This window comes from Streptomyces kunmingensis (assembly GCF_039533535.1).
Classification (GTDB): domain Bacteria; phylum Actinomycetota; class Actinomycetes; order Streptomycetales; family Streptomycetaceae; genus Streptomyces; species Streptomyces kunmingensis.
Genome location: NZ_BAAATS010000006.1, coordinates 264,479 through 278,445 on the forward strand (window position 1 = coordinate 264,479; position 13,967 = coordinate 278,445).

Genomic DNA, 13,967 nt, shown 5'->3' on the forward strand with positions numbered 1-13,967 from the left:
CCGAGGCAGGGAGAGCGCGCATGAACACACAGGCGCAGGGCGCGGGGATCGGGCCGACGGCCGACGGGAACGCGCGGGCACGTCTGTGGGGCCCGTACCTCAGCGAACGGCAATGGGGCACGGTCCGTGAGGACTACAGCCCGGGGGGTGACGCGTGGTCGTACTTCCCGCACGACCACGCGCGCTCGCGCGCCTACCGGTGGGGCGAGGACGGGCTCGGCGGGATCTGTGACGAGAAGCAGCGGCTGTGCCTGGCGCTGTCCCTGTGGAACGGCCACGACCCGATCCTCAAGGAGCGCGCCTTCGGCCTGACCAACGGCGAGGGCAACCACGGCGAGGACGTCAAGGAGTACTACTTCTACCTCGACAGCACACCCAGCCACTCCTACCTGCGCTACCTCTACAAGTACCCGCAGCAGGCCTACCCGTACGACGAGCTGCTTTCCGTCAACCGCGACCGCACCCGCCAGGAGTTCGAGTACGAGCTGATGGACACCGGGGTCTTCGACGAGGACCGGTACTTCGACGTGACGGTGGAGTACGCCAAGGCGGACCACGACGACATCCTGATGCGCATCACCGTCGAGAACCGGGGCCCGCGCGAGGCCGCGCTGCACGTACTGCCGACGCTGTGGTTCCGCAACACCTGGTCCTGGGAGCACAGCACCGGCGACGCCACGAAGCCGCGCCTGTGGGCGGCCGAGGGCCCGCGCTCGACGAGCACCGTCCGCGTCGACCATCCCGAACTGGGCTCCTACGACCTGCGGTGCGCCGGCGCTCCCCGCGTGCTGTACACGGAGAACGAGACCAACAACGAGCGGCTGTTCGGCGCGGAGAACGCCTCGCCGTACGTCAAGGACGGCATCGGCCGGTACATCGTCGAGGGCGAGGGCACGGCCGTGAACCCGGCCCAGGAGGGCACCAAAGCGGCGGCTCACTACTCGCTGGTGGTCGCCCCAGGCGGGTCCGAGACGTTGCGGCTGCGTCTCGGGCCCGCGGGCGGACAGCTCTCGGTGGCCCGCGGCTTCGACGCGGTGTTCAAGCAGCGCATCAGCGAGGCCGACGCCTTCTACCGGGAGCTGACCCCGCCGCGGGCGAGCGAGGACGAGGCGCGGGTGCTGCGGCAGGCCCTGGCGGGGATGCTCTGGTCCAAGCAGTACTACGCCTTCGACCTGGAGACATGGCTGGCCGAGCACGATCTGACCCCGTGGAGCCTGCCGAAGCCCGGGGTGCGCAACCGCGAGTGGTTCCACATGGTCAACGACGACATCATCTCGATGCCGGACAAGTGGGAGTACCCGTGGTTCGCCGCCTGGGACCTGGCGTTCCACACCGTGGCCTTCTCGGTCGTCGACATCGACTTCGCCAAACAGCAGCTCGAACTCCTGCTGCGGGACTCGTACTTGCACCCCAACGGCCAGATCCCGGCGTACGAGTGGAACTTCGGTGATGTGAACCCGCCGGTGCACGCCTGGGCCGCGTACTTCGTCTACATGATGGAGGAGCGGACCACCGGCCACGCCGACCACGCGTTCCTGGAGCGCAGCTTCCAGAAGCTGCTCACCAACTTCACCTGGTGGGTCAACCGCAAGGACCCCTCCGGCCGCAACGTCTTCCAGGGCGGTTTCCTCGGCCTCGACAACATCGGCGTCTTCGACCGCAGCGCCCCGCTGCCCACCGGCGGCACCCTGGAGCAGGCCGACGGCACCGCGTGGATGGCGCTGTACTGCCAGTCGATGCTCCAGATCGCGCTGGAGCTGGTGCAGCACAACGAGTCCTACGAGGAACTGGTGCTCAAGTTCGTCGAGCACTACCTGTGGATCGCCGCGTCGATGGACCGGATCGGGGACCTCGGCGACGAACTGTGGGACGAGGAGGACGGGTTCTACTACGACGTGCTGCGGCTGCCCGACGGGCAGGCGGTCCGCCTGAAGGTGCGCTCCATGGTGGGACTGCTCCCGCTCTGCGCCTCGACCGTCTTCCAGCCCGACCAGCTGGCACGCCTCTCCGGTCTCGGTGAGCGGTTGCAGCGGTTCGCCGAGCGGCACCCGTCGCTGTCCGTGACGCTCACCACCGCGGCGGCCGGCAAGGCGGGCGGGCCCCGGCTGCTGTCCGTCCTGGACGAGAAGAAGCTGGTGCGGGTCCTGCACCATGTCCTGTCGGAGGACGAGTTCCTCAGCCCGTACGGGATCAGGGCGCTCTCCCGCCATCACGCCGAGCACCCGTACACGTTCTGGGTGCACGGCGAGGAGTTCCGCGTCGGCTATCTGCCCGCCGAGTCCGACACCGGCATGTTCGGCGGCAACTCCAACTGGCGCGGCCCCGTGTGGCTGCCGATGAACACGCTCGTCGTGCGCGCGCTGCTCAACCTCTACAGCTTCTACGGCGACGACTTCACCGTCGAGTGCCCGACCGGCTCGGGCGTGCAGAAGAACCTGTACGAGGTCGCCGAGGAGATCACCGCCCGGCTCACCCGCATCTTCCTGCGCGACGAGGAGGGCAGGCGGCCCGTCTACGGCGGGCAGGCCAAGTTCCGCGACGATCCGCACTGGCGGGACCTGATCAGCTTCTACGAGTACTTCCACGGCGACAACGGCGCCGGGGTCGGCGCCTCGCACCAGACCGGCTGGACCGGTCTGATCGCCCCCCTGATGCAGATCTTCGGCCGGCTCGGCCCCGAGGACTTCCGCTCCGGTACCGCGAGGAGGCACAGCCGATGACCGCGTTGCCCGCGCAGCCCGTCATTCACGAGATCAACACCCGCGTCTGGCTGCGGGAGACCGGCCTGCGGGCCGGGCGGCCCCTGCACCTGGGCGACCTGCCCAAGGAGACGTGGGACGAGATCACTCCGGCCGGGGTCGACGCCGTCTGGCTGATGGGCGTATGGGAGCGCAGCCCGCTGGGGCGCTCCATCGCCCTGGACAACCCGGCCCTGCGCTCGGCGTTCACCGCGGCCGTCCCGGGCGTCGGTGAGGAGGACATCGCCGGGTCCCCGTACTGCATCCGCCGCTACGTGGTGGACGAGGCCATCGGCGGCCCGGCGGGGCTCGCCGCCGCCCGCGCCGAACTCGACCGCAGGGGCATCGGCCTGCTCCTGGACTACGTGCCCAACCACGTGGCTCCGGACAGTCCCTGGGTGAACGCGCACCCCGAGTACTTCGTGCGCGGCGACGCCTCGGACGTCCGGCGTGATCCCGCGGGCTTCCTCGACACCGGCCGCGCGGTGCTGGCCCGCGGGCGCGACCCGTTCTTCCCGCCCTGGCCCGACGTGGTGCAACTGAACGCGTTCGCGCCGGAGTTGCGGCGTGCGACCGCGGACGTGCTCGGCTCCATCGGCGACGTCTGCGACGGGGTGCGCTGCGACATGGCGATGCTGCTGCTGAACGACGTCTTCGCCCGGACCTGGGGGCAGCGCGCCGGCGCCGTGCCCGAGCGGGACTTCTGGGCGGACGTCATCACGGAGGTCCACGGCCGGCACCCCCGGATGGTCTTCGCGGCGGAGGCGTACTGGGATCTCGAATGGGCCCTGCAGAGGCAGGGGTTCGACTTCTGCTACGACAAGCGCCTGTACGACCGGGTGCTCAACGAGAGCGCCGCGTCCGTGCGCGGGCATCTCCAGGCCGACGAGCAGTATCAGCGTCGCCTGGTCCGGTTCCTGGAGAACCACGACGAGCCGCGGGCCGCGCTGACGATGCCGCCGGACAAGGAGCGTGCGGCGGCGGTGCTCATCGCCACGCTGCCCGGCGCGACCCTGTGGCACGAGGGGCAGTTCACCGGCCGCCGGGTCCATCTGCCGGTGTTCCTGGACCGGCGCCCCGAGGAGCCGGCGGACCAGGGGCTGCGCTCCTTCCACGAGCGGCTGCTCGCGCGGGTGCACCACAGCGGTATGCGCACCGGCCACTGGCAGCTGCTCGACTGCACGGGCTGGCCCGACAACGACTCGGGGAACGATCTGATCGCCTCCTGCTGGACCGGCGACGCGGGGCGCTTCCTGACCGTGGTGAACCTCTCCGACCACCCGGCACAGGCCCGCATCCGGCTACCGTGGCACGAACTGGGCCAGGACACCTGGGAGTTGACGGAGCTGCTGACCGCCTCCGACCGCTACGGCCGCTCCGGCGCGGAGCTGCTCGACAGCGGCCTCTACGTCGAACTGCCGCCGTGGGGCACGCATCTGTTCTCCGTGGAGGCGGGCCGGCCCTAGGGCCGTACTCACTGCGCCGGGTCGGACCACCGGGCGCCGCTGAGCGCCCGGTACGCGGTCACCGCCGCTTCCACCGTCGGGTGGAAGCGGCTCGGGTCGAAGGTGCGGGTCAGTCCGTAGCGCTCGATCTTGCGGCGTACCGGGTCCTTCAGTTCGGCGAGGACGAGGCGGACGCCGCGCTCCTGGAGCGCGGCGTCCAGCTCCTGCAGGATGTCCGCGGCCGTCGTGTCGACATCGGTGATCGGCTCGGCCGCCAGCAGGATCCAGCGCGGCGCGGGCGTGGTGCGTGCGACGCGCAGGACCTCGTCGCGGAACGACTTGGCGTTGGCGAAGAACAGGGGTCCGTCGAAGCGCAGGATCGTGCAGCCCGGCAGGTGTGCGGCGGTCGGGTGCGAGCGCACGTCGTGGTAGCCCTCGAGTCCGGGCACGCGGCCCAGTTCGGTGCTGTAGGGCCACCAGGCGCGCCGGAAGACGTTGAGGATGGACAGGCCGACGGCGACGGCGATCCCCGGCAGCACCCCGAGCAGGGCGACCCCGAGGAACGCGGCGACGGACAGGCAGCACTCCGCCTTGCGCTGGCGCCACAGCCGCCTCGTACCGGGCAGGTCGGCCAGGGACAGGGACGCGGTGATGACGACGGCGGCGAGCGCGGGCTGCGGCAGGTCGCGGAAGAGTCCTGGCAGCAGGACCAGCATGAGGAGGATCAGCACGGCGCCGACCACACCGGTCAACTGGCTCTTGGATCCCGCCCGTTCGGCGACCGCGGTGCGGGATCCGCTGGTGCTCACGGGGAACCCCTGGAACAGTCCGGCGGCGGCGTTCGCCGTGCCGATCGCGATCATCTCGTCGTTGCCGCGGACCTCCTGGCCGGTGCGGGCCGCGAAGGCCGACGCGTTGGAGATGGTGTCGGCCAGGGAGACGAGGGCGATGCCGAGGGCGCCGACGCTCAGGGCGCCGAGGTCGCCCCAGCCGATGTGCGGGAGCGTGAACGGCGGGAGCCCTTCGGGGAGCCGGCCGACGGTGCGTACGCCGTGCTCGTCCAGATCGAGGACGACGGACGCGGCGACGGCGAGCACGACCATGACGAGAACCGCCGGAACCTTGGGCAGCAGCCGCTGGAGCAGCAGGATCAGGGCGATGCAGCCGAGGCCCACGGCCACTGCCGCTGGGACCGTTTTGCCGTCACCGAGCCCGTCGGCGAAGGCGCCCACCTCGGCGACGAGCCCGTCGGCGTCGGTGGAGAAGCCGAACAGTTTCGGCAGCTGCCCGATGAGGATCGTCAGGGCCAGGCCGTTCATGTAGCCGATCATGGTGGGTTTGGAGATCAGGTCGGCGACGAAGCCGAGCCGTGCCACGCCCGCCAGGATCGTGATCGCCCCGACCATCAGGGCGAGGACCGAGGCGAGCGCGACCGCGCGCTCCGGATCGCCGTCGGCGGCGACCAGCGGCAGCACCGTGGCGGCGATCATCGGGCCGAGCGAGGAGTCGGGGCCGAGGACGAGGATGCGGGACGGGCCGAAGACGGCGTAGGCGAGGAGGCAGAGCACGGACGTGTAGAGGCCGGTGATGGGCGGCAGCCCGGCCAGTTCCGCGTAGGCCATGCCCTGCGGCACGAGGAGCGTGCTCAGGACGACGCCCGCGACGACGTCCTTGACCAGCCAGGACCGCCGGTACTCCCGCAGGGTGCGCGCTCCGGGCGGCGTCCAGACCACGTGTCTCACCCGGCGTGCCGGCGGCGGGCGAGCAGCTTGCCCAGCTCCCACAGCGCGAGCAGGGCGAGCGCGGGCAGCAGGGCCCAGCCGAACTGGCCCAGGTGCAGCGGTGTCGTGTCGAGGAGCCGGTTGAAGGCGTCCGTCTGCGTCACCAGTACGGCGAGCACGAACTCCCCGAAGACCGTCCAGTTGAGCTGTTTGCTGTCGAAGGTGTCGACCGTCAGCACGGTGCCGGTCTGGTTGCGGCATTCGAGTGCGGCGACGATCAGACAGAACGTGAACGCGGTGAAGGCGATGGAGTTGCCGACGCGGGCGCTGTCGTAGCGCTGCGTGCCGAGCTCGATCAGGGCGAGGAGAGCGGCGGCGATGCCCACGCCGACGAGTCCGACGGTGAGCATCAGGCCGCCCGTCATCACGGGTTCGCCGCGCGGGCGCGGCCGGCGGTCCATGAGTCCGGCGCTGACCCGGTCGAAGCCGAGGGAGAAGCCGAACGCCGCGTTGACGAAGAAGTGGATCCAGAGCACCTGGGCGGGGGTGAACGGTTCGCCGCCCGCGATGTCGAAGAGCGTCGCGCCGAGGAAGGTGAGCACGAAGACGACCAGCAGGACCAGGACGAACCGGATGTACTTGGTGAGGTTGTCGTAGATCTTGCGGCCCTGTTCCACGGCGTGGACGATCGTGGCGAAGTTGTCGTCGGACAGGATCATCCGGCCTGCGTTCTTGGCGACCTCCGTGCCGGAGCCCATGGCGATGCCGATGTCGGCGGCCTTGATGGCCGGGGCGTCGTTGACACCGTCGCCGGTCATGGCGACCACGTCACCGTTCTCCTCCAGCGTCTCGGCGAGCAGCACCTTGTGCTCGGGAGCGACCCGGCCGACCACCCCGATCCGGTCGATCCGGGCAAGGCGCTCCTGCGGTGACAGCGCGGCGAAGTCGGCGCCCAGGATCGCCTCGCCCTCGATGCCGACCTGCCGGGCGACGGCCGCGCCGGTGATGACGTCGTCGCCGGTCACCATGCGTACGCGGATGTGGGCGGCCTGCGCCGCGGCGACCGCCTCGCGGGACTCCGCGCGGGGCGGATCGACCATGCCGACGAGACTGGTGACGCTCAACTCCCGTACGAGGGCGAGCAGATCGCCGTCCGGCGTGAACAGGGCCGGGTCGAGGTCCCGGACGGCGGCGGCCATCACGCGGCGGCCGGCCCGCTCCATCCGTTCGACCTCGTCGTCGGCGCGGCGGCGCAAACCGGCGTCGAAGGGGATGGCCTCGCCCTTCGACAGGGCGCTCGTGGTGCGGGCAAGGACGGCCGGCGCCGCTCCTTTCACGAAGCAGCGCACGACCGCCCGGCCCCTCCCGTCCCGGTGGGCGTGGAAGGTCGCCATGAGTTTGTAGGCGGGGTCGAACGGCAGGCTCGCGAGGCGCGGCAGCCGCTCCCGGGTGGCGCCGACGTCGAGGCCCGCCTTGTGACCGAGGACGAGGAGCGCGCCCTCGGTGGGGTCGCCGACCACCTGCCCGTCCACGAGGGAGGCGTCACTGGCGACGAGGTAGGGCAGGATCGCGTCCTCGATGTCCGGGGTGGATCCGGCGGCGTGGTGGACGCGGCCCTCCAGGGAGTAGCCGGTGCCCGAGACCGTGTACCGGTCGAAGGCGTCGACGACCTCGACCACGGTCATCTGGTTCATCGTCAGCGTGCCGGTCTTGTCGGAGTTGATCGCCGAGGTGAAACCCAGTGTCTCCACCGACGGCAGGTCCTTGACGATCGCGTGCCGGTGGGCGAGGTCCAGGCCGCCGAGGGAGAGGATCGTCTGCGTCACCGTGGGCAGCGCCTCGGGGACGGCGGCGATGGCCAGGGAGACGGCGCTGACGAAGAGCGCGTCCCAGGGCTCGTCCCGGCCGCGCCCCAGGGCGAACATCACCACCATGGTCAGCCCGGCCGCGCCGACGATCCACAGGGTCAGCCGGTTCAGCTCACGGGTCAGCGGCGACGGCTCCCGTTTGGTGGTCGTCAACATGCCGGATATGCGGCCGAGTTCGGTGCCGGACCCGGTGGCCGTGACGACGAGGACGGCGCTGCCGTGCGTGACGGGCGTGTTCATGAACGCCATGTCCGTCTGGTCGGCGGGGCCCAGACCGCTGCCCCGTACCGGCGCGGCGTCCTTCGCGGCGGGCACGCTCTCCCCGGTGAGCGCGGACTCGTCGATCTGGAGGGCGCTGGTCGTCAACAGGCGTCCGTCGGCGGGGACTTCGTCGCCCGCGGCGAGCAGCACGATGTCGCCGACGACGACCTCCTCCGCGGGGATCTCGGCCTCGGCGCCGTCCCGGCGCACCCGCGCGGTGGCCTTCGCCATCTCCTTGAGGGCGTTCATGGCGCTCTCCGCCTTGCCCTCCTGGCGGATCCCGATGACCGCGTTGATGACGGTCAGGGCGAGCAGGACCACCGCCGTGCCCCACTCCTGGATGGCGAGCGACACCGCGGCGGCGGCGACCAGGATGATCTGCATGTACGAGGTGTACTGGCCGGCGAACCGGACCCAGCCGGGCCTCGTGCGTTCCTGCGGCAGGGCGTTGGGCCCGTCCTCGGTGAGGCGCTCGGCCGCCGCCGCGGCGCTCAGGCCGGTGGCCGGGTCGACCCCCAGCTCCCCGGCCACGCTCTCGGCCGGCCGCGTGTACCAGACGTCCGCCTCGGCGTGTGCGGTCATCGCTTGCGCCTCCGATCGTCCCGGTGCCCCCGGCCGTCCCTGGCGGCCGGCGCCGCGTAGGGGTCGGCCACCGCGCCGTGCGGTGCCTCGCGCTCCAGCTTCTTCTTCTCCCTGGCGAGCGCGAGACGGCTCTTGTCGTCGATCTCCGGGTAGCGCGGGTCGATGGAGATCAGGGTGTGGGCGAGCACGGCGGCCGCGCAGATGCGCGCGTACCACTTGCGGTCGGCGGGCACGACGTACCAGGGCGCCCAGGGGGTGCTGGTGGCGGAGAGCATCTCGGCGAAGGCGTCCTGGTACGCGTCCCACATCAGGCGTTCGCGGGCGTCGGCGGCCGAGAACTTCCAGTTGCGGTCGGGCAGGTCGATGCGTTTGAGGAAGCGGACGCGCTGCTCCTCCTTGGACAGGTTCAGGAACAGCTTGACGACGTGGAAGCCGTTCTCCGTGAGGTGGCGCTCCCAGTCGTTGATCTGCCGGTAGCGGCGCCGCCAGAACTTCCTTCCCGTGGCCGCGTCCGGCAGTCCCTGGCGGGTGAGGTGCTCGGGATGCACCCGGACCACCAGGACCTCCTCGTAGTGGGACCGGTTGAAGATGCCGATCTCGCCGCGGCGCGGCAGTTCGCGGACGTAGCGCCACAGGTAGTCGTGGGCAAGCTCCCTGGAGGAGGGCACCTTGAAGCCGGCCACGCGCACGCCCTGCGGATTCACCCCGCTCATCACGTGGCGGATGGTGCCGTCCTTGCCCCCGGCGTCCAGCGCCTGGAGGCACATCAGGACGCCGTGGGAGCCGTCGGCCGCGAGCCTGCGCTGGTATTCGGCCAGGAGCGCCACGCCGGAGCGCAGCAGCTCCTCGCCGGCTTTCTTCTTCTTGACGCCCGCCTTGTACGCCGGGTCGTAGTCCGTCGCCAGGTTCACTCGTGAGCCGGGCTCCACCCGCAGCGGCGCGATGAACTCGGCGATCCGCTCGGCCCTTTCGTCCACCGTCCGTGCCGGTCCGTCGCGCATGTGTCCCCTCGCTGTCAGTGGGTCCGGTGGGTCCGGACGGTCAGAAGACGCTGTCCCGGTCCACCACGCACAGCGCCCAGATGACGAAGCCGTTGATCGCGATCAGCGTCAGGGACCAGAGCGGGTAGTACGGGATGGAGAGGAAGTTGGCGATGAGCAGCAGCGTCGCCAGGACGATGCCGAGGACGCGGGCCCATTTCGCGGCGATGAAGAGACCGAAGCTGATGCCCACCGCGATCACGCCGATGACGATGTGGATCCAGCCCCAGGTCGTCAGGTCGAACTCGAAGACGTAATCGCGTGTCGTCAGGAAGACGTTGTCCTTCAGTACCGCCATGAGGCCCCGGCAGAACCCCATGGTCCCGGAGATGAACAGCATCACGGCGGCGAAAATGGTCAGCCCGCCGGCCGCGGCCTGTTTGGCGCCGGTGCGATGGTGCGGAGTCGTCGAGGTGGCCATGACAGGACCTCCGTGCTTGTGGAGGGTGCCCAATGCACCGCTGTGCCCCGAGTGTCGCTCCCGGGTGGTACCTCCGGTCGTCACCCTCCGTGGGTGACGACCGGAGGCGGTCCTGCCTGGAATCTGTCGCTCGTCCGGCCCTTGATCGGAGGCGAGCCGATGACCGTGCCACCCAGTCAGAGCGAGGCGGGTGCTCCGGGCGAGCACCGCCCGTGGCCGCGCCGCATCCTCGCGCCGCTGGCCCTCGCCCAGTTCATCTGCAGTTTCGCCGGCTCGAACATGAACGTGATGATCAAGGACATCAGCGACGACCTGGACACCACGGTGCAGGGCGTGCAGACCGCGATCACCGTCTTCCTGCTGGTCATGGCGGCGCTGATGATCCCGGGCGGTGTCCTCACCGACCGCTACGGGCGCAAGCGCTGCCTCGTCATCGGCCTCTCGGTGTACGGCGTCGGTGCGCTGCTCAGCGCCGCGGCGCCGGGCCTGGGCGTGCTCATCCTGGGCAACTCCATCCTGGAGGGCATCGGTACGGCCCTGCTCATCCCGCCCGTGTACATCCTGACGACGCTGCTGTTCACCGGGGTCGCCGACCGCGCCCGCGCCTTCGGGGCGATCATGGCGATGGGCGGGGTCGGCGCCGCGGCGGGCCCGCTGATCGGCGGTCTCATCACCTCCGCGATCAGCTGGCGGGCGGCCTTCCTCTTCCAGGCCCTGGTGGTCCTGGTGATCATCGTCCTCGTCCGGCGGCTCGAGGACCCGCTTCCGCCGGACCCGGGCTGCCACTTCGACGGCGTCGGCGCGGCCCTGTCGGCGACCGGCCTCGTGCTCGTCGTCATGGGCATCCTCGTCGCCGACGACAACGGCTGGCTGACGCTGGGCCTCGTGCTGCTCGGTGCCGCGGTGCTGGCCGCCTTCTTCGCCTGGGTGCGGTCCAGGGAACGCAAGGGCGTCCAGGCGCTGTTGCCGACCACCCTGTTCCGCAACCACACCTCGAACCTGGGCCTCGTCACCCAGCACGTGCAGTGGCTGGTGCTGATGGGCGTGTCCTTCGTCGTGGCCACGTATCTGCAGGTCGTACGGGGCTACAGCGCGATCGGCACCGGTGTCATCTTCACCGCGTCCACCGTGGGCATGCTGGTGTCGTCCCTGGGCGCGAGCCGCTTCGCGAGGCGGCGGGCGCAGCGCACGCTCATCATGGTCGGCTTCGGCACGACGATCGGCGGCATCGGCGTCCTGATCGCCCTCGCGGACAACGCGCACAATGCCTGGCTCTTCACGCCCGGCCTGCTGCTGATCGGGCTCGGCCTGGGCCTGATGCTGACGCCCTCGGTCAACGTCGTGCAGTCGGCTTTCCCGGACGATCTCCAGGGGGAGATCTCCGGTCTCTCCCGCGCCGTCTCCAACCTGGGCTCCTCGGTCGGCACCGCGGTCGCGGGCACCATCCTGGTCGCGAATCCGGCCGTGGGCCCGTACCTGACGGCGCTCGTGGTGCTCGGTGCCATCGGGCTCGGCGGGCTGGTGGCCGCGGCGCGGCTCCCCCACGATCATCCGAAGCGGGTGAGCCAGGCCGCCGCACAGGCCCCGCCTCACCTGCCGTCGTAGCGCACGCAGGTGGCGACGAGCAGGTCCGGCACCGAGGCCCGGCGCCTGCTGAAGGGCACCCACAGCAGGGTCGCGGGGAACGAGACGCTCAGCGCGGCCCGCAGCAGGGAGCGCGGCACCCGCAGCCGGCGTCCCGCGCGGTCGCTCACGCGGACCCCCATGAGCCGGTTGCCGACGCTCTGCCCGGTCGTGGCCCAGGAGCCGCCGAGATAGCACACGGCGAAGGTCCAGCCGAGCATGCCGGAGAGCCAGCCCGGGAGTTCGGGCACTCTGAACGGCGGCCCCACGACGAGCAACAACGCGCAGCCCACGCCCAGTTGGACCGTGACCGCGGTGAGCGCGACGACCAGCGCGTCGAGCATGGCGGCGACGCCGCGGGAGACGAGGCCGGCCGGCTCCGGAGCGGGCGCCTGTTCCGGCTCCCCGGCCGGCACGTTCATCGCGCCGGTCCGTCGGGCCCGCCGGCCTCGGCGTCCGGCCCGGCGGCGGCCCGCCGCAGCGCGCGGTCGGCGAGCCGGTTCACCCCTCGGTCGCCGCGCCTGCCGAGCAGCCGGATCGCGGCCCCGGTGTCCGCGGCCATCCCGCCGCCGGTGTCGCGCACGATCCGCCCGAGATCGATCTCGTGCAGCACGTCACGGGTGAGACCGACCAGATCGATCCGGGCGATCACCCGCTCGACGTCGACCCGGTCGGCGATCCCGTTCACGTCGACGCGGGCGGCGATCCCGTTCACGTCGACGCGGGCCACGACGGCGTCCAGATCGATCCGGTCGAGCACCGCGCCGACCACCGCGCCCACGACGGCGCCCGTCGTCCGGTCCACGGTGTCCCGCACGTACCGCGCTTGTCGCGCCACGAAATCCGCCCACTCACCGGCCCCGTATCCCAGCATCATTGGCAGACCGCAGCAGCGGGCGGCGGCCCTGGCATCCTCCGTGGCGGGTGAGCCGGCGGCGGGCCACGCGGGCGACGGGGGCCCGAAGACACCAGGTTCTGTTGCGGAGTACGTCGTTTCCCTGCCCGGACGGCGGATGTGACCGTACGCTCGTCACCCCCTCCCACACCGCTTCGGGCGTTCTGCCCCGGTGCCCCCTACCCGGGGCCGGGCCAGGAAGCCTCATCCGTCCGCAGGAGGTCGCCATGCACCCGAGGAGCACATGGGCCGCCGGGTACATCCGGGTCCACGAGACCCACGGACTCACGGTGGTCGAGTTCCACAGCGAGATCGACATCGCCGCCGGTCTGCGCATCCTGCCGGTCCTCGACGAGGCGACCGCCCCCGCGGGGCGGACCGTCGTGCTCGACCTCGGACCGGTGACGTTCTTCGACGTCTACGGGCTGCGGTTGCTGTGCCGGGCCCAGGACCGGGTCCACGAGCGCGGCGGCCGGCTGCTGCTGGTCTGCGCGCATCAGAGCATTTTGAAACTCCTGCACGTCAGCGGCCTGCTGAGCCGGTTCGCGCCCTACCCGGAGCTGCGGGACGCCGTCGCGGCCGGCCTTCAGCAGGCTACGGGCGCGCGGCTGAAGGGGCAGCAACTGCACGTGAGCGACAGGGAGTTGGGGGGCGGTCACCTCGCGCACGACACCGAAGGCGAGCCCGTGCCGGTCGGCCAGGACGCGGGCGAGCCGCAGGGCACTGAGGCCTCCGGCGCCGGGGTCGCCGATGTGGCGCAGGTCGACCAGGACGGCGGTGGCGCCGGGGCGGATGGCGCCGTGCAGCAGCCGGCCGAGCGAGGCTTCGGCGGCCGGTCCCAGCTCCGCCCGCACCTCGATCACCAGACATCCGGCGAAGCGCCGGACCACGACCGGTGAGGGCCGGCCTCCCCACCATGAGGTCCGCAGGAACCTCGGGGTCCGCAAGCGGCGCAGCCGCGGCGCGGGCGTCCATGCCATGGTGCCCCCTGAGAGCCTGGTGCTGAACCCCCGCCCGCGCTGCGACGCCCGGCCCGGCTGAGCACGACCGGACCACTGCGGCACGCTCCACGGCGCGGCGGACGCACAGAGTCGCGCCGGGGTCAGAGCTTCGGCAGGGGCCGTTCGGCCCTCACCCGGGGGGCCGGTCGGCCCCGCTCAGGAGGGCTTCGGCGACTACACCACCCGTCGTATCCCCCTGGTCCGTGAACCCAGGGTTTTCACCGTGGCTCGATCGGCGGCGCGGGTCCATCGTGGAGTCAGGAAAGTTCACGGGGCTTTCCACCACGGGGGAACCAACGGGGGATCTCACGGGGGATCTCACGGGGGATACGGGGGACACGGGGGGACGGGGGTGCCCGGCGCGGGCACCCC

The 13,967-nt window shown here is 71.2% G+C and carries 10 protein-coding genes; 4 read left to right on the plus strand and 6 right to left on the minus strand.

What is annotated here, in order from left to right; translation table 11 throughout:
* The first annotated feature begins 20 nt into the window (after positions 1 to 20).
* Positions 21 to 2,720 (plus strand): MGH1-like glycoside hydrolase domain-containing protein, encoded by a 2,700-nt coding sequence (locus ABD366_RS09530; RefSeq protein ID WP_324766818.1) that lies wholly within the window; start codon positions 21 to 23, stop codon positions 2,718 to 2,720.
* Positions 2,717 to 4,204: an alpha-amylase family protein gene (locus ABD366_RS09535; protein ID WP_324766819.1), complete on the plus strand. Its 1,488-nt coding sequence runs from the start codon at positions 2,717 to 2,719 to the stop codon at positions 4,202 to 4,204. The genes ABD366_RS09530 and ABD366_RS09535 overlap by 4 nt, the downstream gene beginning before the upstream one ends.
* A gap of 8 nt (positions 4,205 to 4,212) precedes the next feature.
* Here ABD366_RS09535 and ABD366_RS09540 read toward each other — a convergent pair whose 3' ends face one another.
* From ABD366_RS09540 to ABD366_RS09555, 4 genes are read right to left on the minus strand one after another with little or no spacing between them, the layout of a single operon-like run.
* Positions 4,213 to 5,916, minus strand: a complete 1,704-nt coding sequence (locus tag ABD366_RS09540) for a SulP family inorganic anion transporter (protein ID WP_324766820.1) — start codon at positions 5,914 to 5,916, stop codon at positions 4,213 to 4,215.
* A gap of 5 nt (positions 5,917 to 5,921) precedes the next feature.
* Complete coding sequence (locus ABD366_RS09545; RefSeq protein WP_324766821.1) at positions 5,922 to 8,615, minus strand: cation-translocating P-type ATPase; 2,694 nt, start codon at positions 8,613 to 8,615, stop codon at positions 5,922 to 5,924.
* Positions 8,612 to 9,616, minus strand: a complete 1,005-nt coding sequence (locus ABD366_RS09550) for a polyphosphate kinase 2 family protein (protein ID WP_324766822.1) — start codon at positions 9,614 to 9,616, stop codon at positions 8,612 to 8,614. The genes ABD366_RS09545 and ABD366_RS09550 overlap by 4 nt, the downstream gene beginning before the upstream one ends.
* A 40-nt stretch (positions 9,617 to 9,656) precedes the next feature.
* Positions 9,657 to 10,076 carry a DUF7144 family membrane protein gene (locus ABD366_RS09555; protein WP_324766823.1) on the minus strand — a complete coding sequence of 140 codons (420 nt, stop codon included), beginning with the start codon at positions 10,074 to 10,076 and terminating at the stop codon, positions 9,657 to 9,659.
* Between the two features lie 159 nt (positions 10,077 to 10,235).
* Here ABD366_RS09555 and ABD366_RS09560 point away from each other — a divergent pair, with 159 nt between their 5' ends.
* On the plus strand, positions 10,236 to 11,681 hold the full coding sequence (locus ABD366_RS09560) for an MFS transporter (protein WP_324766824.1): 1,446 nt from the start codon (positions 10,236 to 10,238) through the stop codon (positions 11,679 to 11,681).
* On the opposite strand, the gene ABD366_RS09565 is transcribed toward ABD366_RS09560, so the two are convergent.
* Complete coding sequence (locus tag ABD366_RS09565) at positions 11,666 to 12,121, minus strand: RDD family protein (protein ID WP_324766825.1); 456 nt, start codon at positions 12,119 to 12,121, stop codon at positions 11,666 to 11,668. The genes ABD366_RS09560 and ABD366_RS09565 overlap by 16 nt on opposite strands.
* Positions 12,118 to 12,576, minus strand: coding sequence for a hypothetical protein (locus ABD366_RS09570; protein ID WP_324766826.1), 459 nt, complete (start codon positions 12,574 to 12,576; stop codon positions 12,118 to 12,120). The genes ABD366_RS09565 and ABD366_RS09570 overlap by 4 nt, the downstream gene beginning before the upstream one ends.
* A gap of 245 nt (positions 12,577 to 12,821) precedes the next feature.
* Here ABD366_RS09570 and ABD366_RS09575 point away from each other — a divergent pair, with 245 nt between their 5' ends.
* Positions 12,822 to 13,493, plus strand: coding sequence for an STAS domain-containing protein (locus ABD366_RS09575; RefSeq protein WP_324766827.1), 672 nt, complete (start codon positions 12,822 to 12,824; stop codon positions 13,491 to 13,493).
* The last annotated feature ends 474 nt before the right edge of the window (positions 13,494 to 13,967 follow it).

Coding starts and splice junctions, on each gene's coding strand:
- ABD366_RS09575 (WP_324766827.1), top strand. CDS start 12,822: ATGCACCCGAGGAGCACATGGGCCGCCGGGTACATCCGGGTCCACGAG.
- ABD366_RS09535 (WP_324766819.1), top strand. CDS start 2,717: ATGACCGCGTTGCCCGCGCAGCCCGTCATTCACGAGATCAACACCCGC.
- ABD366_RS09545 (WP_324766821.1), bottom strand. CDS start 8,615: ATGACCGCACACGCCGAGGCGGACGTCTGGTACACGCGGCCGGCCGAG.
- ABD366_RS09560 (WP_324766824.1), top strand. CDS start 10,236: ATGACCGTGCCACCCAGTCAGAGCGAGGCGGGTGCTCCGGGCGAGCAC.
- ABD366_RS09555 (WP_324766823.1), bottom strand. CDS start 10,076: ATGGCCACCTCGACGACTCCGCACCATCGCACCGGCGCCAAACAGGCC.
- ABD366_RS09565 (WP_324766825.1), bottom strand. CDS start 12,121: ATGAACGTGCCGGCCGGGGAGCCGGAACAGGCGCCCGCTCCGGAGCCG.
- ABD366_RS09570 (WP_324766826.1), bottom strand. CDS start 12,576: ATGATGCTGGGATACGGGGCCGGTGAGTGGGCGGATTTCGTGGCGCGA.
- ABD366_RS09550 (WP_324766822.1), bottom strand. CDS start 9,616: ATGCGCGACGGACCGGCACGGACGGTGGACGAAAGGGCCGAGCGGATC.
- ABD366_RS09530 (WP_324766818.1), top strand. CDS start 21: ATGAACACACAGGCGCAGGGCGCGGGGATCGGGCCGACGGCCGACGGG.